Source organism: Aeromonas sp. 603607 (genome assembly GCF_049171595.1).
Lineage (GTDB): Bacteria > Pseudomonadota > Gammaproteobacteria > Enterobacterales > Aeromonadaceae > Aeromonas > Aeromonas veronii.
Window position 1 is genome coordinate 1 of the sequence record NZ_JAAKOV010000017.1, and the last position, 22,424, is coordinate 22,424.

20 protein-coding genes, 1 riboswitch and 1 other annotated feature are annotated in these 22,424 nt (G+C 59.9%); of the genes, 17 read left to right on the forward strand and 3 right to left on the reverse strand.

Translation table 11 applies throughout. The features are described 5' to 3' along the window. Positions 1–242: 242 nt before the first annotated feature. A complete protein-coding gene (locus G5315_RS15695) occupies positions 243–2,432 on the reverse strand; it encodes an ExeM/NucH family extracellular endonuclease (protein WP_421333345.1) in 2,190 nt (729 codons plus the stop codon). A 293-nt stretch (positions 2,433–2,725) separates the two neighbouring features. Further along, positions 2,726–2,808: riboswitch (cyclic di-GMP riboswitch) on the forward strand. Positions 2,809–2,924: 116 nt separating this feature from the next. Here G5315_RS15695 and G5315_RS15700 point away from each other — a divergent pair. Together G5315_RS15700 and G5315_RS15705 are read left to right on the forward strand one after the other, a co-directional pair. After that, complete coding sequence (locus G5315_RS15700; RefSeq protein WP_052200047.1) at positions 2,925–5,954, forward strand: glycosyl hydrolase family 18 protein; 3,030 nt, start codon at positions 2,925–2,927, stop codon at positions 5,952–5,954. A gap of 139 nt (positions 5,955–6,093) precedes the next feature. After that, complete coding sequence (locus G5315_RS15705) at positions 6,094–7,038, forward strand: chemotaxis protein CheV (RefSeq protein WP_323913019.1); 945 nt, start codon at positions 6,094–6,096, stop codon at positions 7,036–7,038. Between the two features lie 76 nt (positions 7,039–7,114). On the opposite strand, the gene G5315_RS15710 is transcribed toward G5315_RS15705, so the two are convergent. Next, positions 7,115–8,269: a flagellar assembly protein FlgT gene (locus tag G5315_RS15710; protein WP_103251879.1), complete on the reverse strand. Its 1,155-nt coding sequence runs from the start codon at positions 8,267–8,269 to the stop codon at positions 7,115–7,117. A 207-nt stretch (positions 8,270–8,476) separates the two neighbouring features. Here G5315_RS15710 and G5315_RS15715 point away from each other — a divergent pair, with 207 nt between their 5' ends. Both G5315_RS15715 and G5315_RS15720 read left to right on the forward strand, forming a co-directional pair. Continuing rightward, positions 8,477–9,097, forward strand: coding sequence for a FlgO family outer membrane protein (locus tag G5315_RS15715; RefSeq protein ID WP_005338718.1), 621 nt, complete (start codon positions 8,477–8,479; stop codon positions 9,095–9,097). Positions 9,098–9,107: 10 nt separating this feature from the next. Next, the gene (locus tag G5315_RS15720) at positions 9,108–9,533 is read left to right on the forward strand and encodes an LPP20 family lipoprotein (protein WP_064338605.1); all 426 of its coding nucleotides are present in this window, start codon (positions 9,108–9,110) and stop codon (positions 9,531–9,533) included. Positions 9,534–9,621: 88 nt separating this feature from the next. Here the strand turns inward: G5315_RS15720 and pheA are convergent, their stop codons facing one another. Then, a complete protein-coding gene (gene pheA, locus G5315_RS15725) occupies positions 9,622–10,794 on the reverse strand; it encodes a prephenate dehydratase (protein ID WP_005343631.1) in 1,173 nt (390 codons plus the stop codon). 38 nt (positions 10,795–10,832) lie between these two features. Further along, positions 10,833–10,954: a sequence feature (Phe leader region), on the reverse strand. 170 nt (positions 10,955–11,124) lie between these two features. On the opposite strand from pheA, the gene G5315_RS15730 reads away from it, so the two are divergent. The 13 genes from G5315_RS15730 (at position 11,125) to G5315_RS15790 (ending at position 22,422) form a co-directional block, all read left to right on the forward strand. Next, positions 11,125–11,736 (forward strand): HAD family hydrolase, encoded by a 612-nt coding sequence (locus G5315_RS15730; RefSeq protein WP_216951922.1) that lies wholly within the window; start codon positions 11,125–11,127, stop codon positions 11,734–11,736. A gap of 18 nt (positions 11,737–11,754) precedes the next feature. Beyond that, a complete protein-coding gene (locus tag G5315_RS15735; protein ID WP_216979354.1) occupies positions 11,755–12,033 on the forward strand; it encodes a DUF6482 family protein in 279 nt (92 codons plus the stop codon). A gap of 79 nt (positions 12,034–12,112) precedes the next feature. Then, complete coding sequence (locus G5315_RS15740; RefSeq protein ID WP_227341232.1) at positions 12,113–12,949, forward strand: hypothetical protein; 837 nt, start codon at positions 12,113–12,115, stop codon at positions 12,947–12,949. Between the two features lie 106 nt (positions 12,950–13,055). After that, positions 13,056–13,628, forward strand: coding sequence for a DUF3157 family protein (locus G5315_RS15745; protein WP_227341230.1), 573 nt, complete (start codon positions 13,056–13,058; stop codon positions 13,626–13,628). A gap of 188 nt (positions 13,629–13,816) precedes the next feature. After that, positions 13,817–14,467: a porin family protein gene (locus G5315_RS15750; protein ID WP_216979351.1), complete on the forward strand. Its 651-nt coding sequence runs from the start codon at positions 13,817–13,819 to the stop codon at positions 14,465–14,467. 180 nt (positions 14,468–14,647) lie between these two features. Further along, positions 14,648–15,595: a YbgA family protein gene (locus tag G5315_RS15755; protein ID WP_088869993.1), complete on the forward strand. Its 948-nt coding sequence runs from the start codon at positions 14,648–14,650 to the stop codon at positions 15,593–15,595. Positions 15,596–15,664: 69 nt separating this feature from the next. Then, positions 15,665–16,552 carry a MerR family transcriptional regulator gene (locus G5315_RS15760; protein WP_421333348.1) on the forward strand — a complete coding sequence of 296 codons (888 nt, stop codon included), beginning with the start codon at positions 15,665–15,667 and terminating at the stop codon, positions 16,550–16,552. Then, on the forward strand, positions 16,549–17,970 hold the full coding sequence (phrB, locus tag G5315_RS15765; RefSeq protein ID WP_421249729.1) for a deoxyribodipyrimidine photo-lyase: 1,422 nt from the start codon (positions 16,549–16,551) through the stop codon (positions 17,968–17,970). The genes G5315_RS15760 and phrB overlap by 4 nt, the downstream gene beginning before the upstream one ends. 1 nt (position 17,971) lies before the next feature. Further along, entirely contained in the window at positions 17,972–18,400 is a 429-nt protein-coding gene (locus tag G5315_RS15770) for a nuclear transport factor 2 family protein (protein WP_421249728.1), read from the forward strand. Further along, positions 18,397–19,131, forward strand: a complete 735-nt coding sequence (locus G5315_RS15775; protein WP_421249727.1) for an SDR family NAD(P)-dependent oxidoreductase — start codon at positions 18,397–18,399, stop codon at positions 19,129–19,131. The genes G5315_RS15770 and G5315_RS15775 overlap by 4 nt, the downstream gene beginning before the upstream one ends. Next, the gene (locus G5315_RS15780) at positions 19,128–20,387 is read left to right on the forward strand and encodes an NAD(P)/FAD-dependent oxidoreductase (RefSeq protein ID WP_421333350.1); all 1,260 of its coding nucleotides are present in this window, start codon (positions 19,128–19,130) and stop codon (positions 20,385–20,387) included. Before G5315_RS15775 ends, G5315_RS15780 begins: the two co-directional genes overlap by 4 nt. Continuing rightward, positions 20,384–21,166, forward strand: coding sequence for a DUF1365 domain-containing protein (locus tag G5315_RS15785; protein ID WP_421249725.1), 783 nt, complete (start codon positions 20,384–20,386; stop codon positions 21,164–21,166). Before G5315_RS15780 ends, G5315_RS15785 begins: the two co-directional genes overlap by 4 nt. After that, a complete protein-coding gene (locus G5315_RS15790) occupies positions 21,166–22,422 on the forward strand; it encodes an SAM-dependent methyltransferase (protein ID WP_157161268.1) in 1,257 nt (418 codons plus the stop codon). Before G5315_RS15785 ends, G5315_RS15790 begins: the two co-directional genes overlap by 1 nt. Positions 22,423–22,424 lie beyond the last annotated feature (2 nt).

Genomic DNA, 22,424 nt, shown 5'->3' on the forward strand with positions numbered 1-22,424 from the left:
TATAGCTCAGCTGGGAGAGCGCTTGCATGGCATGCAAGAGGTCCGCGGTTCGATCCCGCGTAGCTCCACCAAATTCTTGTTACAAGAAGCAAAAAGGCCACCGCATCGCGGTGGCATTTTTGTTTTCTCCATCATTTATTTTCTCCATACGTCCGCGCCTTTCATTTGTAAATCCAATGACCTGAATGAAAAAGCCCGCGAGAGTCGCGGGCTTTGCTTGCACTATTCAAATGCGCCTGTGGTTAACGGCGACGTCGCCAGGCCAGTGGCAACAGGGCCAGCAGGCCGAGTCCCAGTGCACCACCGCCTGAGGAGGTGTCCGGTTTGGTGGCATCGCTCTCCAGTCTCAGGTCGACGATGATGGGATCATGGTCGGAGGCACTGAAGGGGTTGTCAGACTTGAGCAATGTGCCGGTGTACTGGCTGCCGTATTCGAACAGGGAGCTCTCGAAGGAGTTGATGTGCCAGTCGGCGACACCTGCCACCTTGCTGGCCAGCGCCGGGTTGGCGAGGGCGTAGTCCAGGGTGCCCAGCTCCCCGTCGTAGCTGTAGGAGATGGCTTTCTCCTTGTTGAATTTGACGTTGAGATCGATCAGGCCGTAGCTGCGAGTCACTTCGCGACCGAGCTGTTCATAGGAGTGATCACCGATAAAGGTGTGGGAGGCCGATACGATCTTCCGCTCGCTGGTGGCCGGGTTGTAGTCGGTCAGTACCCGGATCGGATCTTCCTTGGCGTAGGAGTTGAAGTCGCCCACCAGCAGCACCTGGCCCGGCAGTTTGCTGACTGCCTCACCCAGCACCTTGGCGGCAGAGACCCGGAACTCGGTGCACTTGCCCTGCAGGTCGGCCGGTTCTGTCTTGCCATCGCCATTTTCGTAGCAGCCTGACCCCTTGGATTTGAGGTGGTTGACCACCAGCGTCAGCGGCTCCTTGCTCTTGGCGAGGGTGAAGGTCTGAACCAGAGAATCGCGCTGACCGGCTGTCTTGGCCACACCACCTGTGGTGTAGCGCTGCTCCGGCAGCTTGATGACGCTGGCATCTCCGCTGGGGGTGAGCAGGGCAGGACGGTAGATCATCGCCACCATGATGGCGTCTCCGCCGAAGAACTTGCCATCGGTAAGGGCAGTGACCGGCAGACGCACATAGGCGTAGTGTTTGCTCGCATCCTTCTGCTGTTCGTTGAGGCGGGTCACCAGATTGTTGAGGGCCGAGTTATCCTCGAAGCCGTTGTTCTCCATCTCCATCAGGCCGAGCAGATCGGCATCCATTGCGGTGATGGCATTGACGATCTTGGTGCGCTGCTTCTCGAACTCGGGCTGGCTCTTGGCACCCCGGTTGCAACCTTTGGCGTTGTCGGCATCCGCCTGATCCTTGCACAGGATATTGAGTGCGCCGCCAATGCTGGAGTGACTGGTGAAGTAGTTGAGTACGTTGAAGCTGCCGATCCGCAGATCGCTGCCAGCGAGGCGAGCCGGCGCGTCTTGACGATCCTCTTCAGGGCTACGCAGCAGAGCACCGGCAGTCAGGGTGACATCGCTCGGTACTACCAGACGGAAGGCATCCTTGTTGTATACGATGACCCCCTCCAGCCCGGTCAGTTGATCACCGATGCGCAGATATCCCTGATCGGCATCCCAGCTCGGGAACCAGGGCAGTACGCCATCCGGTGCTTTGTAATCAGACTCAACCACCAGACGGTTGCTGCCATTTTGGGTGGCCAGTGCGACAGCGTCCGCACTGTTGGCAACATGAAGTTGGGTCGGTTTGATCAGCGGGGTTTTGTGGGCCAACTCTACGTTGTTGCGATAGACCTTGTAGTCGAAGCCATAGTTGCGGGTCAGGTGCAGGTCACTGCTGCTGTCGAGACGTACCCGCATCCCTTCGTGGCGATTGAGCGCTTGAGCCAGCGTCTCCCCTTCATTGACCAGCAGTACGCTGGTCGGCACATTCAGCCCTTGTGCGCTGACTTGCAAGTGGGCTTTTTTGGTGGCCTTGTCGACTAACGGGGTCAGCTGGGTGCCGCCGTAAAATTCTTGCACCTGTGCTTCCAGACAGACTTCGCTCCCCGGTTTGACGTCTTTATATTTGGTCGCGAAGTCCTTGTCGTTCAGATACACAAAGATGCCATCAGAGGTGGCCGGATTGCCATCGCCCACCGGGTCTGTCAGATAGAAACCCTTGGTCAGGCTTTGGCCCAGCGTCGTCACGATACCGCGAACGTTGAAGGTGCCCGTGCTGATTTTACCGGTCACGTTACCGTTCTTGTCGGTCACGGTCTGGGTGGCCAGCGAGCTGGCGGAGCCTGTGCCCTGAATGGTCGGGATGGGGGTGAGTTGAGCCGGATCGGACGGGCAGACAAATGCCGCATGGGCGCCTGAGGATGCAAGTGCCAGCCCCACGGCCAGCGACAGCAGGGTACGAGTACCTTTCATAGGTGTTCCTTTTTTATTTTTGCCAGTGATTCCATAGCCTTGGCTCGTTGACCAAGGGCGCGCATTGTCACATTTCTGGCATGTCATACCAGTGAGCCAACGCACATTAAACGAATCTGGGAAGATGAGGAAAAGCGTTTTTATGATCCCAGTAACGATATGATTTTTTTGATAATTCAATCAATTTTAACCCTGTGATCATGACGCTTTCGTGGCAGGGGATAATTCTCTTTGAGAATAAAGATTGAGGGGATCTTGTCGCCTTCCTATACTGGGTTCGTTCCTCACGGAACCCAGGTAAAGGGCAAACCGGCAGTGATGTCGGGGCGCAATGCCTCCGGTCTCGATCGTGGATCCAGATAGCGGGGTTTCCCTGGGTGAGGGGTGGTTTGTGTGGCAGGTCCATTGCCAGTTGTCTGCGCCCATCATGCAGGTTGCGGTTGTTCTTTGCCTTGATGACCAATGCCAAGACAAAACAAGGAAGATAACAATATGCAACAGCTCTTCAGACCCAGCAGGCTTGCCATGCTGGTCGCCCTTGCGGCTGCGCCCGCCTGGGCTCAGGCCGCTTATCCCGCCTATAAATCCGGTACTGCCTACAAGGCTGGCGATATCGTCAGCAACGTCGGTGCCCTCTACGAGTGCAAAGAATTTCCCTATTCAGGCTGGTGCGGGGCATCCCCCTATCACTATGAGCCGGGGGTAGGTGTGGTCTGGGCAGATGCCTGGAAGCCCTATGGTGGCGAGGTGCCTCCTCCTGCGCTCGGTGTGGCCGTCAGCTCGCCGGCTGTAGGTGCCAGCTTCAACGAAGGAGCCAGCGTGGCGCTGGCGGTGAGCCTGAGCGGCCCGGTAACGGCCTTGGCCCGGGTGGAATATCTTGTCGACGGCACGCTGGTCGCCACGGCGAGCGCCTCGCCCTGGAGTGCCAGCTGGAGCGCCGCCGGAGTGGGGGCCCATACCCTCAAGGCACGGGCGCTGGATAAAGATGGCAAGGTGCTGAGCGAAGCGGATTCCAGCTTCAACGTCGCCGCCGTGGTCGCGCCAGAGGCGCCCAAGGCGAGCATCAGCAGCCCGGCCAATGGCGCCAAGGTGACGCTGGGTCGCAGTGTGGCGGTGAGCGGCAACGTCACAGATGCCAACAACGATGTGGCCAAAGTCGAGCTCTATGTCGATGGCAAGAAGATTGGTGAAGACACTACTGCCCCCTGGCAGGTGAACTGGACGCCGGATGCCAAAGGGAGTGCCGCCCTCAAGCTGGTGGCCACAGACAAGACCAATCTGAGCGGTGAGTCGGCGGCGGTGACCGTCAATGTCGAGGAGGCCGCGCTGCCGCCCACCGGTGGCAACCTCTCTTGTGACATTCGCCAGATCTATCGTCCGGATGGTTACGAGTGCATGGGGGATGACCATGCCCGTCGGGTTATCGGCTACTTCACCTCCTGGCGCACCGGCAAGAACGGCCTGCCCGCCTATCTGGTGAGCGATATTCCATGGAACAAGATCACCCACATCAACTACGCCTTCGCGGCGGTGGATGAGCAGAGCCACACCATCAAGGTGGACGATGCAGCCACCAAGATGACTTGGGATGGCGTGCCGGGTGCCGAGATGGATCCTGAATTTGCCTACAAGGGCCACTTCAACCTGCTGTCGAAGTACAAGAAGCAGTATCCGGACGTGAAGACCCTCATCTCGGTCGGGGGCTGGGCCGATACGCGCGGCTTCTACACCGCCACCACCAAGGGCGATTGCTCGGTCAATACTGCCGGTATCAACACCCTGGCTGACTCGGCGGTGAGCTTTATCCGCCAGTACGGCTTTGACGGGGTCGATATCGACTACGAATACCCCACCTCGATGAAGGATGCGGGCAACCCCAACGACTTCCCGCTATCCAACCAGTGCCGGGCCAAGCTGTTTGCCAACTACGAGGTTCTGATGAAGACCTTGCGGGCGCGGCTCGACAACGCCGGTAACGAAGATGGCCGCAAGTATATGCTGACCATCGCCTCACCGGCCTCGGCCTATCTGCTGCGCGGGATGGAGAACTTCCAGGTCACTCAGTATCTCGACTACGTCAACCTGATGACCTATGACTTCCACGGTGCCTGGAACCACTTTGTCGGTCACAACGCTGCCCTGTTCGACAACAATGCCGACCCCGAGCTCTCTCACTGGGGCGTCTATACCCAGACCCAGTTTGGCGGTATCGGTTACCTCAACGCCGCCTGGTCTGCTCACTACTTCCGCGGTGCGCTGGCGGCTGGCAAGATCAACGTTGGCGTGCCCTATTACACCCGCGGTTGGCAGGGGGTGAGCGGTGGCAGTCACGGGCTGGGTGGCAAGGCAGCCCTGCCGAGCCAGAACGAGTGCCAGCCGGGCACAGGTGGCAGCACCATTCCGTGCGGCAACGGGGCGGTCGGCATCGACAACATCTGGCATGATCTGGACAAGAACGGCAAAGAGATCGGCGGTGGCGCCGTGCCCATGTGGCATGCCAAAAACCTGGAGCATGCAGCCAGCCTCGGCATCACCACGCTGCCGAGTTATGGCACTGCCTGGGGTCTGGATCCCAACAATCCGGCTCACGTGATGCAGGGCAAGTATGTGCGTTACTACGATGAGAAGGCCCACGCGCCCTGGCTGTGGAACGAAGAGAAGAAGGTGTTTCTCTCAACAGAAGATGAAGAGTCCATGGGCCACAAGCTCGACTACATCATCAAGCGTGGTCTGGGTGGCGTGATGTTCTGGGAGATGGCGGGTGATTACGCCTTCGATCCGGCCAAGAACGAGTACGGCATGGGCAGTACCCTGACCACCCTGGCTTATGAGAAGTTTGCCAAGGCAACTCCGTACAACACCAAGCAAAACGATCTGGCCGCGCCGAGCGCCCAGCTCGATATCCAGGTCAGCCTCTCCGGCTTCAAGGAAGGGGACTCCAACTACCCGATCAACCCGAAACTCAAGCTGGTCAACAAGTCGACCCAGACCATTCCGGGCGGCGCTCGCATCGAGTTTCTGGTGCCCACCTCCACCTCTGACACCATCACGGATCAGAGTGGCATGGGCCTGAAAGTGGTGGAGAGCGGTGGCAACGATAACTCGGAAGGCATTGCGGGCGAGAAGGACTTCCACAAGGTCGCCATGAACCTGCCGGGCTGGCAGACTCTGGCGCCGGGGGCCGAGATTGAAGTCGCCATGACCTACTACCTGCCCGCCGCTGGCGTGCCGAGCGGTATGCGCATCATCAGTGGCAGCCAGACCATTGGTCTCAAGGTCGAGTTCCCGACCCTGCCGGAGGCCGTGCTGGGTTCGGGTGGCGGCGAGAATCCGGGCACCAGCTGCAGCAGCCAGAACGTCAATCCGGCGGCCTACAAGGCCTATCCGAGCTGGCCGCAGGGGGATCATGCCAATGGCGGTGATCGCATCACCCATAACAAGGTGGTGTGGCAAGCAAACTGGTGGACCAGCAGCGAGCCCAAGGCAACCGATGGCAGCTGGAAGTCTGTCTGTAGCTATTGATTTTAAAATCAATGAGATAAGTGAGGCTTCGGCCTCACTTTTTTTGTCTGGTTGGTCGCTCTGGTTGAAAATGCGCCTGCCTTTCCTGGCGGGCAGCCTCTATAATAGAGTCGATTAATAATCAGATGGATATCAGCGTATGGCGAGTATATTGGATTCCGTTGATCAACGAACTCAACTGGTGGGGGAAAACCGCCTCGAGTTGTTGATGTTTCGTCTCGGCACCCGTCAGATGTTCGCCATCAACGTCTTCAAGGTACGGGAAGTGGTCAAATTGCCCCATCTGAGCAAGATGCCGGGCTCCCATCACAATATCAGCGGGGTGGCCAATATCCGCGGTACCTCGATCCCGGTGATCAACCTGCGCAGCGCCATCGGCATGCGTCCCATGCCCATAGACAGTGAATCCAACCTCATCATCACCGAGTACAACCGCACCATTCAGGGCTTTCTGGTGGGGCAGGTGGCCAATATCGTCAACATGACCTGGAAGGATATCCTGCCGCCGCCGCGCTCCGCCGGACGCGCCAACTACCTCACTGCCATCACCCGCATTCCCGAAGATGGAGTGGAGCAGATCGTCGAGATCATCGATGTAGAGAAGGTGCTGGCGGAGATCATCACCTATGACATCCGCATCTCCGAGGAGGTGCTGGACCGAGAGATCCTGCCCGAGATGCATGGCCGCAAAGTGCTGATCGTCGATGACTCCAGCACCGCCCGCAATCTGGTGCGCGAGACCCTGGGCCAGCTTGGGCTTGAGGTGATCGAGTGTCAGGATGGTTTGCAGGCGCTGACCCTGCTCAAGGGGTGGTGCGATGCTGGCAAGAAGGTGACCGACGAGATCCTGCTGATGATCACCGATGCCGAAATGCCGGAGATGGACGGCTACCGCCTGACCCACGAGGTACGCAGCGATCCGCGCATGTCTGATCTCTTTATCACCCTCAACACCTCCCTGAGCGGCAATTTCAACGAAGCCATGGTCAAGAAGGTGGGGTGTGACCGCTTTATCTCCAAGTTCCAGCCCGACCTGCTGGTGGGCGTTGCGCAGGAGAGGTTGCGTCAGGTGTTGGGAAACTGACCGATACCAATCCACTGGTGAACCATAACAACGGGAAGCTCGGGAGATGCCGTAAGCGCCGGTAACTCTCTGGCACCTATTCCAATACTGCCAAATCCCCATTCTGGATGTTAAACGGCGAATATTTGTTCTGGCTGCTGATGATGGCGCCATCGTCGAATACCTGCACCACTTCGAACAGGCCGTCGGCTGGGTTGCGCATCATGCGGGACTTGCCGTAGGGGTCGATGAAGTCGGCGTTGTGCTGGATCCTGAACTGGTCGCCGAGTTTGACGCCGTTGCGCCGCCCCAGATTGATGTAGGGGCCACGTTCGTTCTGGCCTACCACCCGGGCGGTGACCGGGGCGCAGGTGAGCTGGGCTACCAGATCTTGAGCCGCCTGCTGCAACTGGTAGTTGACCTCCTGGCCATAGCTCGATTGCCAGAACTGGCCGCTGCTGCTGCCCACCTGTTCCCGCTTGCCAAAGGTCCAGGTGGCACGTCCTTCGTAGACCTTGCGGTTGATCAGACTGCCGTTAATACCGTCGAACAGGTAGAGCTGCATGCGAAAGTTGCGCACCGGATCCTCATACCAGCTGGTCAGCTGGTTGCCCTGCGGCTCTATGGAGAGATCGTCGATGCTGCCGAGCACCAGATACTGGCTGTCGGTACGCAGGCTGAGCGCCTTGATCTCCTCGAGGGCGCTGCGATCCCCCTGTTGCAGATGGAGCGGATCGATGCGCAGGTTTTCATCCAGCCACTGGCGCACCGCGACCCCTTGCGGCGCATTGGCGAGGGTCTCGAACAGTCGTCGCGAGAGGTTTTCCGGCATGTCGTCCATGGCGCCGTAGCTGGCTTGGTCCGGATAGCGCATTCGCAGCCTGACCAGTGTCAAATCCTTGGCGAAGTGCTGGGTCTGGCAGATCTGGCGTTCGGCCTGAATGTCGGCCACTAGCGTGATGTACATGCGGCCGTTGCGCACCTCTTCCCGCTTGAGCCGGTATTGGCGAATGTCGCCGCCGGAGCGGATCTGGATCTGCTCGGATCGCAGGCTGCCATTTTCCAGACGCTGGACGCTGGAAACGGCCGCGCCGCTGGCCAGCAGCGCCTGACGCAGGGCGTCGCGGGTCGCCTGCTCGCGGGCATAGACCTCATCGCCCCCCAGAATGGCGGCGCTGCCCTGCGCTTCGATAAGCTCGGCTCGGGCGCTCAGGCTGGCCAGCAGCAGGGTCAACAGCAGCGGTAATTTCATAGCAGATACCTTGAGTTGGCGGGCAGCCGCGCCATTTTGAGGAAATGGCGCCTGCTGGCCGACATGGATCACAACACGTTCCAAGTGGCAGCGCACGTTGGCGCTGACGATGTCCATTAAAAAAGCAAGAATCATGCCTCATTCCCGGCTCAAGCTTTGTCCGGCGCGTCCGATAACAAATCAGGTGCAGATACAGGAAAGGTATCCATGAACAAACTCATCACGGCGTTGGCGCTCGCCCTGGCATTGACCGGATGCGGCTCCGACCCTATCAATCGAGATCAGGGTGACCCCCGCCAGGCGGCGCAGGGGATGGAGCTCAACTGGCTGGTGGCGCGCATGACCGATCAGTTGATGGAGCGCAAATCACTGACCACCCTGACCGAGCCCATCGCGGTGGCCTCTTTCGTCGATCTCGATACCCTGCAGGATACCAACTGGATGGGGCAGCAGATTGAGGAGAGCTTTATCTACGAGCTCAACCGCCGCGGCGAGGTGGTGGTGGACTTCAAGCTGACCGGTAGCATCAAGGTGACGCCGCAGGGGGACTTCGTGCTGAGCCGCAACTATAAGGAGCTCTCTTCCCGTTTGCCGATCTCCCGCATTCTGGTCGGCACCTTCAGCCGCAATAGCAAGGGGATCCTGGTCAACGCCCGCGTTATCGACATGCGCACCAAGATGGTGGAGACCACAGCCCAGAGCCTGATCCCGCAAAAATATCTGTTCGGTGCCAACAACTCGTTTGGTCGGGCATCGATCAATCGCGGTTATCTGATGCGTGACAGTCAGGCTAGGCCGGGCGGTCATCTAGTCAACCTGACCCCGTGAGGAGCGAGTCATGAAGATCCTGTTTGGTTGCCTGTTGGCTCTCTTGCTCACCGGTTGCAGCGGTAACCGGGTGGTGGATTACACCCAGGGTGGCAAGCCCGATGATTTTCCGGTGCTCAAGGCGGTGGGTTATGCGGTGATCGACATCCAGCCCGGCCCCTCCCAGCCGGAGAAGATGCTGCAAGCCATTCGCGCCTCCAAGATGGATGCCTATCGCGAGCTGGCCGAGCAGCTCAATGGTCAGCAGGTGCGCGGTCAGAGCAGCTACCGCGACTTGACCCAGACCTCCAACTCGCTGGATGTGTCGGTCGCTGGTGTGGTGCGTGGTGCCCGGGTGGTTGCCTCCTATCCGCGCGGCAACACCTATGCCACCGAGATGGAGCTCGATACCCGTGCCCTCTACAACATCAATCAGTTGATGGCTGGTCAGTTCTGAGTTGATTGTCTGACCTGAAAACAGGCATCAACACAGGCATCAAAACAAAAGGCGAGCAGGGTGCTCGCCTTTTGTCGTTGTGGGCTGGTTAGCTTCCCATCAGCACCGGCGGCACTGCGGTGGGTTTCACATCCTCGCTCGGGTAGCAGCCAAGCACCTTGATATAGCGGGTGATCTTGGTCAGCTCCACCAGTGCAGCCTGCATCGCCGGGGTCTGCAGGTTGGCGGAGACATCGAGATAGAACATCTCTTCCCACGGGTTGCCCTGCACCGGACGGGATTCGAGCTTGGTCATGTTGATCTCGTGGCTGCGCAGTACCAGCAGCGCCTCCACCAGCGAGCCCGGCTTCTGGGAGGTGGACATGATGAGGGTGGTCTTGGCCGGGATCTGCGGCGCCACGTCGATGGGTTTGCGCGCCACCACGATAAAGCGGCTGTAGTTCTCTTTCTGGTTGGCGAGCTGCTCGGCCAGCACGTCCAGACCATACAGTTCGCCACCGGCGGCGCTGCCGATGGCGGCGGCCTCCGGGCTGGCCAGTTCTTTCACCTTCATCATGGCGCTGGAGGAGGAGTCGCAGATCTCGTGGCGCGCCCCTTCCAATTTGCTCAGATAGTGGGAGCACTGCTGGAACACCTGCGGGTGGGCATAGAAGGTTTTGATGCGACTCAGCTCGGTCGGTACGGCGGTGAGGATGCAGTGCTCGATGGGGTAGGTGAGCTCGCCGACGATGGATAGGCTGGTATGCTGCATCACGTCATAGACTTCGTTGATGGAGCCCGAGCTGGTGTTTTCGATGGGCAGCACGCCGAAGGCGGCGCGACCCGACTCCACCGCATCCAGTACTTCACGGAAGTTCTGGCAGTTTACTTCGATCACCTGATCCTTGTAGCGCGCCAGATATTTGCGTGCGGCCAGGCTGGAATAGGAACCGCGCGGCCCCAGATAGGCGACGCTGGTCATCGGCTCCTGCTGCTCCGGGTTGAGCAGGCTCTGCAGATAGGCCTGCTGGGAGAGCACCGAGTCTTCGATGATGGTGTGATAGATGCGAGTGATGTACTGGGCATCCAACCCAAGCACGCGCCCTTTCTGGATCAGGGCGACCAGCAGCTCCTGCTCCCGCTGGTGGTCACGAATGGGGCGCGGGTTGGCTTGCTTGGCACGGGCGACCTCGATGCTGAGGGTCTTGCGTTTCGCCAGCAGGGCAAGCAGCTCCTGATCCAACCGGGTGATGTCTTGTCTGATCTCGTCGAGCGTTGCCATGATTGTTCCCTATCCAAGTAATCGATTGATATTAATGCAAAAAAAAGCCTCCGCTAGGGGAGGCTCGATTCGTCTTTGCTTTCTGTTCACACGACGACAGGCCTTCCCTCAAGCGGGCCGGATAAACGAGAAAGCAAAGAAGAATGGTGCGTGCATAGGTGTGTCCTTGAAGTAACGTCATAACCATTAAGGGATTTGCCGGTCTGATGCAAGTAAAACTTGCCCGCGGGCGGGGATGGGGGCAGGGTATCCGGTTAAGAAAATGGCGTATGAGCGATCTTCTATTGACTCTGTTTTGATGACTGACACCCCGTGGGGGAGGTAAAGACGATGGCGATTATTTTCGATCTGGGACGGGTGGTGGTGAGCTGGGATCCGGTAGGTATAGTGCGTTCGGTGCGTGGTCCGCAAGGGGCCGAACAGTTGGCCGAGCAGCTCTTTAACCACCCGGATTGGCTGGAGGTAGACAGAGGCACCATGTCGCTCCACAACATGGCCCGGGAAGCGCAAGCGCGCACTGGCCTCTCGACGGCGGAGAATCTGGCCATTTTACAGGCAGTTCCCGCTTCCCTGCTGCCAGATCCCGCTATGCTAACCCTGATAGCCGAGCTGCACGGAGCGGGCCATTCGCTCTATGCCCTCTCCAACATGGGGCACGCCAGCATCGACTGGCTGGAGCAGCATCAGGATTTCTGGCGCTTTTTCAGCGGCAAGGTGGTCTCGGCGCGGGTGCGGATGATGAAGCCGGAGCCGGATATCTACCGTTATCTGCTGGTGTCGTTTGATCTGAAACCGGCAGAGTGCATCTTTATTGATGACAGTCCCGCCAATATTGCGGCCGCCGAGGCCCTCGGCATCAGGGGGATCGTCTTTACCGACGTGGCGAGTTGCCGTCAGCAACTGGGTGAGCTGGGCAGTTTGCCTGTCACCGACAAGGGGTGATGCCCCTCCAGGAGTACTATGGAGCATGGCCGGTTTCGCAATTGGCTCAGTCACTATCCCGAGGCAACCCTGATCATCGCCTGCAAGGATGGCAGTGGTTATCAGCTCTGTATCGAGGCGGAAGGGGAGTACCTCTGTCTGACCGACAGCGAGGGGGAGCACCTGACCTTCACCTCGCTGGATCAGGCGCAGGGCTTTTTGCGAGCCCATCGGGTACATCAGGCCAGATTGCGAGTGTATGACGCTCAAGGTATTGATTTTATGGATGAATCACGGGAAATAATCATCAAGTTTTAATTTTAACCTGACTCTGTAAGGGCCTATTCAGCTTGTTTCCCGCACAATAAGCCACCTGTTTATCATCCGGAGCTGTTTAATGGATGCCAATGTTGTTGTCTTGAATCAGGGATATGATCACTCTTTTCAAGCCAGGGAGCTGCAGCTGATTGAGCGACTGGCAAATTTTGACGAGCTGATAGTCTCTTTTTCGGGGCGGTTGGAATCCTGTTACAGCATCGATTTGTGCCGTGCCAGCGGGATCAAGATCCGCGCCATCACCCTCGATAATCCGACCCGCAGCCGCAGCGAAGTGGCCCGAGCCCGCCGTTATTGCCAGCGTTATGGCATCGATCACTGGGTCATCAAGAGTGACGAAATCATCTTTTGCGATCGCCTGCCGAATATGGAGGGGTTGATCGATCCGGTTCGCCGCATTGGTGAGTATGTGCAGGCTCGTCCGGAATGGGCTCATCTGCCGTTGCTGGTTCCGGCCGCGGTGGAGGAGCGTGATGACTATCTTGCCCAGTTCGGCTCACTGCCTGCCAACACCATCTGGTTTTTTGCCGATAACGGGGTGATGAGCCGTGATTTTCGCTATGGCTTCAACAAGCGTCAGCTCGGTCGTTGGGGCAAAGGGAGCAACGGTTGCCTCAGCAATCGCTTCACCAATCCACGGCAGTTGAAGCAACGTTATCTACGAATGGTGGATCAGGCCGAACAGATGCTGGCCGACATGGGGCTGGATGAGGCGCAGGTCTTTTTCCATACCCTGTGCGACTGCTCTACCACCCTGGCCCGGGTGCGTCTGCCCGAGCATCAGCGTGCTCAGGCCTTTGATATGCAATCGGATATTCTCTCTGCCCTCAAGAGGACCGAGTTCGATCTGGTGACTCTGGATATGGCGCACAAAGAGCGGCACGATCTTGCCATCTAGCCCGTGGGCAAGCGACGCCGGAGCCAGAACGTGAGTGCCGTCATAGGCAAGGGGTGGCGGGACTGTTTATACTGTCGCCCTTTCACCTGTTGCCGAGCTTCGCCCTATGAAACCCTTCTCCCGTCTGCTGATTGCCCTGTGCCTCTCCCCCGTGTTGGCGCAGGCTGCCCCTCTTTCTCGGGTGACGCTGCCCGATGGTCGGCAGGTTCAGCTCAACGATGACTTTACCTGGGAGTATCTGGTGGTCAAACCGGCCGAGTCCGTACAGGGCGTGGCTGCTGATGGGAAGGCTGGGGCCGTGGTGGCCGTTGCTGCTCCGGTGCTGACCGATCAGGCCAAGGCCAACCCCGAATTGCTGTCACAAGCAGCACGCGACGGTGTGGTGGTCAAGCTGGACAAGATCGAGGGATCTGACCCGCTGGTGCTGACCTTTATGGTGAGCAATACCGGCACCCGCAATGTGGTCGGGGTGCGTGGCATGGTGACCCTGTTCAGTGCTGACGGAGTGCAGCTGAGCCGTCAGGAGGCCCGTTTCTGGGTTGCCGAGAACCGCCTGCCGGAGACCTATCTGCGCAAGGGGCAAGTCCGTCCGTCGTTGGCCCTCGAGATCCCCCGTCCTGCCGGATTGACCGGGCAGCCCTTGGTCAGGGTCGAAATTGATGAGGTGGTCTTCCGCTGATTTGGTGTTGTCCGGCCCATGCAAACCGATTGGGCCGGCAATTTGTTACCCCTGACATCTCGGGAAATATCTGCTTACATCTGACATGGTTTTGCAACAGCTTGCCGCTCGGCAAGCCGGGATGCTGACCGCACAATGACTCCATACCAGCTCGCTAGCAACGGGCCCAATCACATGGAGTTATCATCATGAAAAAAGCAACTGTATCTCTTCTGGTTCTGGCCGGTTTCGCCTCTACTTCCGCTCTGGCACAGGATGCGTTCAGCTACGCAAAGGGCGGTTTGACCTGGGCGCACACCAAGTCTGATTACCTTAGCCAAGACAGCGCTGCATTTCCCCGTGATGCTGCCAGCAAAGGTACCCGTGATTTTGGTGGTCTGAGCCTGGACCTCTCAAAGAGCTTTGGCTCCAACTTCTACGGTCGTGCCGGAACCGAATTCACCTCCCGCAACGACGGCAATGACAGCATGTCCATCTCCAGCCTGGGTATCGGTGTCTTTACCCCGCTGAGCACAGGACTCAATCTCTATGGCGAAACCGGTTTGATGGGCTATCAACTTGAGCGTGAGCTGGCCAAGAACAACAAGGGATGGGACGAAGTGGCTCGCAAGGATAGTGGCAGCATGTACGGTGAAGTGGGTCTGCGCTACGACATCGGCGACATCGAGCTTTCCACGGCTTACCGTTACGCCAACATGACCGACGATATGCATGACTTCAAGGTAGGCGGTGCTTACAAGCTCAACCAGAACTGGGCGCTGACTGCCGACTACACCTATCGCAGCTGGGATCTGCAGAAAGGCTCCATCTCCAGCCTGGGTGTGAAGTACAGCTTCTGATCCTCCTTCCAGTAGTCCGTAGTGTCTTGATTTTTACCCATGGCGTTCGCCATGGGTTTTTTCGTTTTCCGGTGATCTCTTTTTTCTCCTTGTGTCGTATCAGTCGGCAATAGTTATACAAATTCCATTTTTTTGTATAACTGCTATAACTGAATCAAGACTTATACAAGGAGTGCCATCATGTACAAGATTAAAGTCGGTATCAGTGCTTGCCTGCTGGGACAAGAGGTGCGTTTCGACGGGGGCCACAAGCGCTCCAGCTTCTGCGAACGGGATCTTGGCGCTCACTTTGACTATCACCCCGTCTGTCCCGAGATGGCCATCGGTCTAGGGGCGCCTCGCGCCGCCATCCGGCTGGTCAAGCGCAACGGCGAGATCCGTGCCGAGGCGAGCAACGGTAGCTTCGATGTCACCGAAAAGCTGATTGCCTTCAGCGAGCAGAAGGCACGCCAGCTCGACTTCATCTCCGGTTATATCCTCTGTGCCAAATCACCCAGCTGCGGTATGGAGCGGGTCAAGGTCTATGGCGCCAACAACGAGGGGAGCGCCAAGGAGGGGATTGGCCTCTTTGCCAAGGCGTTGATGGAGGCCAACCCCCTGCTGCCGGTGGAAGAGGATGGCCGTCTGTGCGACCCCATCCTGCGGGAGAACTTCGTGCTGCGGGTCTTTGCTTACCACGACTGGCAGCAACTCTGCGCCCGCGGTATCACCGCCTCTGCGCTGATCCGCTTCCACTCCCGCTACAAGTATCTGGTGCTCTCCCACGCCACCACCCACTACCGGGCGCTTGGCAAGCTGCTCGGCAATCTGGGCAAGTCCGCCAACCTGCAGGAGGTGGCCGACAACTATATCAAGGGATTGATGACGGCGCTGACCCTGCGAGCCAACCGCCGCAGTCACACCAATGTGCTGATGCACCTGCAGGGCTACTTCAAGCGGGTGCTGACCCCGGCCCAGAAGCAGGAGCTTGCCGATACCATCGACAAGTACCGCACCGGCATATTCCCCTTGCTGGTGCCGCTCACCCTGATCCGTCACTACCTGCGCGAGTACCCCAATCCCTATCTCGCCGAGCAGGTATATCTCAATCCACACCCCGATACGCTCAAATTGCGTTACGGGCTCTGAATCCGTTCTGTTGCTCCGGCGCATTGTTTGCGCCGGGGCGCTTCATCCCTCTGTTTGATGGACGTTGTCATGTCTGATTTACCGCAAGAAGTTGCTCCTCTGGCTGATGAGGGGATCTACCCCATTCGCGAGGTCTCCCGCCTCACCGGCATCAACGCCGTGACCCTGCGCGCCTGGCAGCGTCGCTACGGTCTGGTGCAGCCGGCCCGTACCGAAAAGGGCCACCGCCTCTACAGCGAGCAGGATATTCGCCAGATCGGCGAGATCCTGAGTTGGCTGGAGCGGGGGGTGAGCATCGGGCAGGTGAAGGGGCTCTTGAGCGAACCCCACGCCCAGCCGGTGAGCGATCACTGGCAGCAGACCCTGGAGCAGTTCAGTCAGGCGCTGCTCGCCTTCAACCAGCGCAAGGCAGAGGCCGAGCTCAACGACCTGCTGGCGAGCTACCCGTTCGAGCTGGTGCGCAGCCGGGTACTGCAACCGCTGGTGGAGGGGCTGCTGGGGCTGTGGCGCGAGCGGCCCGATGGCGAGCTGCTGCAACAAGTGTGGCTGGGCTGGCTGCATACCCGCTTCGCCCGCCACCTGATCGAGCAGGAGAAGGGCGTGCCGATCACCTTGGCGAGTTGGGGACAGGTGGGCCCTCTCGACCTGATCTGGGCCGCCTACGAGCTGATCGGTCAGGGCTATGAGGTGCAACTGCTGGGGGCGGTGGAGCCCCGCCATGCCAGCTTGCTGGAGGGGCGTGCCGTTACCCCCTGGCTGGTGCTGCTGGGGGCAGGGCTCGGCAAACAGGAGCTGGCCGCCGGGTGGCCCGCAGGTACGCGCCTGTTTGGCGAGCTGGGGCGCCTCTACGACGATGAGTGGCTTAAAGCCCATGGCTGGCAGGCGAGCCTTGCCGAGCTGATGGCGGATGCCCCAGATGCTGCTGGCACCAGCGGACGCGGGAGGAAAAAGTCATGAAACTGGTCTGGTTTCGCAACGATCTGCGCCTTGCCGACAACCCTGCGCTGCGGCATGCCTGCGCCGGTGATGAGCCGGTGGCCGCGCTCTTTATCATCTCTCCTACCCAGTGGCGGCAGCACAAAATGGCCCCCATCCGTCAGCGCTTTATGTTGGCGCAGGTAGATGAATTGGGCCGCGAGCTGGCGGCCCTTGGCATCCCGCTCCATCTGCTGCGAGTGGAGACTTTTGCCGAGGCGCCCGCTGCGCTGGCAGACCTCTGCCGCGAGTTGGAGGTGACCCAGCTCTATGCCAATCAGGCTATCGAGATCGATGAGCAGCGTCGCGACCATGCCGTCAGCGCCGCGCTGGCAGAGCTGGCGGTGAGCTGTCACTGGTTCAACGGCTGTTGCGTATTGCCGCCGGGGCGGGTGCTGACCGGCTCGGGTGAGATGTTCAAGGTGTTCACCCCCTTCAGCCGCGCCTGGCTCAAGGCCCTCGACGAGGAGGGGTTTGTCATTCATCGCGCTCCTGCGCGCCGTGGCGAGTCGTTGCCGTGGCAGCCGCTGGCCGAGCGGGAGTTGGTTGATGAAGGGCTCGGCGAGCTGACGGCTGATCCCCGCTGGCCGGTGGGGGAGGCAGAAGCTCTGCGTCGTTTGAACATTTTTCTGGAGCAGGCAGTGCTCGACTATGGCGAGACCCGGGATTTTCCTGCCATCGCGGGCACCTCTGTGCTCTCCCCCTATCTGGCGGCGGGCATCATCAGCCCCCGTCAGTGCGTGGCGGCGCTCCAGCAGCGGCTTGGCTATCGGCCCCAGTCGAAGGCTCAGCCCGGCTTTGTCTGGCTTAATGAGCTCATCTGGCGCGAGTTCTATCGCCACCTGCTGGTGCTGATCCCGACTCTCTCCATGAATCGCCCCTTCAAGGCGGAGACTGCCGCCTTGCCGTGGAGCTGGGATCCGGATGCCTTCGCCGCCTGGTGCGAGGGACGGACCGGCTATCCCATCGTCGATGCAGCGATGCGCTGCCTCAACGCCACCGGTTGGATGCACAACCGGCTGCGAATGATAGTGGCGAGCTTTCTCACCAAGGATCTCCATATCCACTGGCGGCTCGGGGAGGATTACTTCATGAGTAGGCTCATCGATGGGGATCTGGCGGCCAACAACGGTGGTTGGCAGTGGGCAGCGGGCACCGGTGCCGATGCGGCCCCCTACTTTCGGGTCTTCAACCCCACCACTCAGGGGCAACGATTTGATCCACAAGGGGAGTTTATCCGTACCTGGGTAACTGAACTTGCCGATATTCCCGCCGCTTATGTGCATCAGCCCCACGACTGGCTGCGACTCAAGGGGCAACGTGATTATCCGGCACCCATGGTGGATCACGCCGTTGCCCGGGTGAGAGCCATCGAGATGTTTCGCTCTCTGGAGAAATAGGATGAACGAGCCGCTGGCCCGCTTTATTGGCCTCTATCAGCAACTGGACAAACAGCAGTTGCACCGCTTGCCCGAGGTCTATGCCGAACAGGTGGTCTTTACCGATCCTGCGCACCGTATCGAGGGACTGGCGGCCCTTGGCGACTATTTTGCCGCCCTCTATCAGCGCCTCGCCTACTGTCGCTTCGTCATTACCAGTCAGCAGCAGCAAGGGCAGCAGGCCTGGCTCGGCTGGACCATGACCTTCTCCCACCCCAGCTTGCGTGGTGGTGAGCCGGTGACGGTGGAGGGGGCCACCCGCCTCGAGTTCAACGAGGCGGGCAAGGTGTGCCAGCACCGGGACTATTTTGACCTGGGCGCCATGCTCTACGAGCAGTTGCCGCTGCTCGGGCCAGTGGTGCGCACTATCAAGATGAGGCTGGGCGCATGAGCGGCCGGGTGCTTATTACAGGCGCGACCTCCGGCATCGGTCGTCAACTGGCGCTGGATTACCGGCGGGCAGGCTGGCAGGTGTGGGGTTGTGGCCGCGATGGCGAACGGCTGCAGGCGCTGGGGCTGGATGGCGTCACGCCGCTGCAATTTGATGCCCGGGATCTGGCCGCTATGAACGGGGTGGCTGCTACGCTGCCATCCCTTGATCTGCTAATCCTCAACGCAGGCAACTGCGAGTACATGGATGTCGGCGATGGGTTTGACAGCGAGCTGTTTGCCCGTGTCATCGACACCAATCTGACCGCCACCGGCCATGCTTTGGCCGCCTTCTTGCCGTTGCTCGGGGCGGGATCTCGGCTGGCCATCGTCAGCTCGTCGGTGAGCTGGCTGCCGCTGCCACGAGCCGAGGCCTATGGCGCCTCCAAGGCGGCCCTCGACTATCTGGCGGATACCTTGCGCCTCGATTTGGCCAGCAAAGGGATCGGGGTGACCCTGATCCGCCCCGGCTTTGTCCAGACTCCGCTCACCGCCAAAAATGATTTTCCCATGCCCTGTCTGGTGACGGTGGAGCAGGCCTCCCGTGCCATCATGGACGGGCTGACCGCTGGTCGTCACCAGATCCACTTTCCCCGCCGTTTCATCTGGTTGCTGCGCCTGCTTGGTGCGCTGCCGGTGGGGCTCTGGCTGCGCCTTGGCCGCGCACTCGTATCGAAAGGAAGCCATTCATGAAGAAAAAGATCGCCATCGTCGGTTCAGGGATCTCGGGGCTCACCGCCGGTTTTCTGCTCCACAAACACCATGACATCACCCTGTTCGAGGCGGCGCCGACTCTGGGCGGCCACACTGCGACCGTCGATGTGAATCAGGCTGGCCGCAGCTATGCCATCGACACCGGCTTTATTGTCTTCAACGATCGCACCTACCCCAACTTCTTGAAGTTGCTGGCACGGATCGGCATGGCGCGCCAACCGGCCGAGATGAGCTTCTCGGTAAAGAGCCCGGAGGGGCTGGAGTACAACGGCCACAACCTCGACACCCTGTTTGCCCAGCGCAGTAATCTGCTGAGTCCCCGTTTCTACGGTTTTGTCGCCGAGATTTTGCGGTTCAACCGGGAGGCACGAGCCTGGCTGGCAGATGGTCAACATCAGGATGCAGTCCCCGAGCTGACTCTGGGGGATTTTTTGCTGGCGGGGGAGTTTAGCGACTACTTCGCCCGCCACTACATCTTGCCGATGGGGGCGGCGATCTGGTCATCGACCCTGGCCGATATGCGCGCCTTCCCCCTAGGTTTCTTCCTGCGCTTTTTTGCCAACCACGGTCTGCTGGATGTGGCCAATCGCCCCCAGTGGTACGTGATCCCGGGCGGCTCGCGGGAATATATCGGGCCACTCACCGCGGGTTGGCAGTCGCAGATCCGACTCGCCTGTCCGGTGCAGAGCGTACGGCGGGAAGCGGATGGGGTGGTGATCCAGAGCAGTTACGGCGAGGAGCGGTTTGACGAGGTGATCTTCGCCTGCCACAGCGATCAGGCGCTGGCGCTGCTGGCGGATCCCGGCGAGCAGGAGCAGTCGATTCTCGGCGACATGCCCTATCAGGCCAACGATGTCTGGCTTCATACCGATGCGCGCTGCCTGCCCACCCGCCGCAAGGCATGGGCCAGCTGGAACTATCAGCTCGATGGCAACGACGAGGCGCGGCCGCTGGTGAGCTACAACATGAACATCCTGCAGGGGGTGAACTCGCCAGAGCCCTTCTGCGTCAGCCTCAACCCCAAGGGCAAGGTGGATGAGAGCAAGGTGCTGCGCCGCTTCGTCTACCACCATCCGGTGTTCAACCAGGCCTCCATCGCCGCCCAGCAGCGGCGTGCGGAGATCTGCGGCCAGCAGCATACCCACTTCTGCGGTGCCTACTGGTACAACGGTTTCCATGAGGATGGGGTGCGCAGTGCGCTGGACGTTGCCCAGCGCTTCGGGGCCGAGCTATGAACGGCGCCACCGTGGTCACCGAACATGAGGGTGCCGACGAACTGGCTGGCGTCACCAGTGCCATCTGGCAGGGATCGGTGCGCCACCGCCGTTTTGCACCGCGGCCCCACGCCTTCTCCTACAGCCTCTTTATGCTGGGACTGGATCTCGACGAGCTGCCGCAGCTCGATCAGGGTCGCTGGTTCGGGGTGGAGCGGGCAGGGCTGCTCTCGTTTCACCGCCACGACTATCTCAAGGGCAGCGAGGGTAGCCTCAAGCAGGCGGTGTGGCAGAAGGTGAGCGAGTTGGGTGGCGATGCCGACCCCGAGGGACGGGTGCTGCTGCTCGGCAACGTGCGCTGTCTGGGGTTCTACTTCAGCCCGGTCAACTTCTACTTCTGCTACCGACAGGGAGAGGCGCGCTATCTGCTGGCGGAGGTGTCGAACACCCCCTGGAACGAGCGTCACTACTACCTGCTGGATCTGGCGGCGCTGGCGCCCCATGACAAGGATTTCCACGTCTCCCCCTTTATGGGGCTGGCGATGCGTTACCACTGGCGCATCAGGCCGCCCGCGCAGGAGACACTGATCCATATCGAGAGTCATCCCGTATCCGGTGAGGCCAAGCTGTTTGACGCAACCCTTGCGCTCACGCGCGAACCGCTGTCGCGCAAGGGGTTGGTAGCCCTGCTGACCCGCTGGCCCTGGATGACCATGAAGGTGCTGCTCGGGATCTACTGGCAGGCCCTGCGTCTATTTATCAAACGAACACCGATTTTTACCCATCCGGAGAGCCGCTAATGGAACTTGCTCAATCAACCCTCTCTGCCTCTTTCATCGACAAGGGGGCAAGACAACTGCTGCTCAATCTGCTGGGTCGCCTCGAACATGGCCAACTGCTGCTGCGGGATGGCGGTGAGCGGCACAGCTTTGGCGTCGCGGGCACCGATCTGCATGCCGAACTGGTGGTGCAGGATCCTGCCTTCTATCGTCGTCTGTTGCTGGGGGGCAGTATTGCCGCCGGAGAAACCTGGGTGGAGGGGCTCTGGACCAGCCCGGATCCGGTGGCGCTGGTGCGGCTGCTGGCCCGCAATCTGACCCTGCTCGACTCCCTCGAACGGCGCCTCGGCTGGCTCAGCTTCCCGTTCAACAAGGTGCGCCACTGGCTCAACCGCAATACTCTGACAGGTTCGCGCTCCAACATCGCCGCCCACTACGATCTCGGCAATACCCTCTATCAGGGGTTTCTCGACAGCCATATGCAGTACTCGAGCGCCATCTATCCGAGCGCCGAGGCCACTTTGGAAGAGGGGCAGCAGGCCAAGTTGCGCACCATCTGCGAGCGGCTCGAGTTAGGGCCTGACGATCATCTGCTGGAGATCGGCACCGGCTGGGGCGGCCTCGCTGTCTATGCCGCCCGCCACTATGGCTGCCGGGTGACGACCACTACCATCTCCCGGGCCCAGCATGATTATGCCAAGGAGTGGATTGCGCGGGAGGGGCTGGGGGAGCGCATCACCTTGCTGCTGGAGGATTACCGCAAGCTGGAGGGCACCTATGACAAGCTGGTCTCCATCGAGATGATCGAGGCGGTGGGGCACGCCTTCCTGCCCGACTATTTCCGCCAGCTGTCGCGGCTGCTCAAGCCCGGTGGCCGTCTGCTCATTCAGGCCATCACCATCGCCGATCAGCGCCACGCCCAGTATCTGCGCGGGGTCGATTTTATCCAGCGCTATATCTTCCCCGGTGGCTGCCTGCCGAGTGTCTCCCAGATGGCGGGGCTGCTGGCGCGGGAGACCGACATGCAACTGGTACGGTTGCACGATCACGGCCATCACTATGCCCGCACCCTGGCCCACTGGTGCGATCGCTTTCTGGCGTTGGCGCCCGAGCTGCCCAAGCTCGGTTACAGCCAGGATTTCATCCGGTTGTGGCACTTCTACTTTGCCTATTGCGAGGGGGGATTCTGGGAGCGCACCATCAGTCTGGTGCAGCTGGAGGCCGCCAAGCCGGGGCCCGCTGGCTGGTTGGGTGATGTGCCAGTAAGCGGTCACTGACC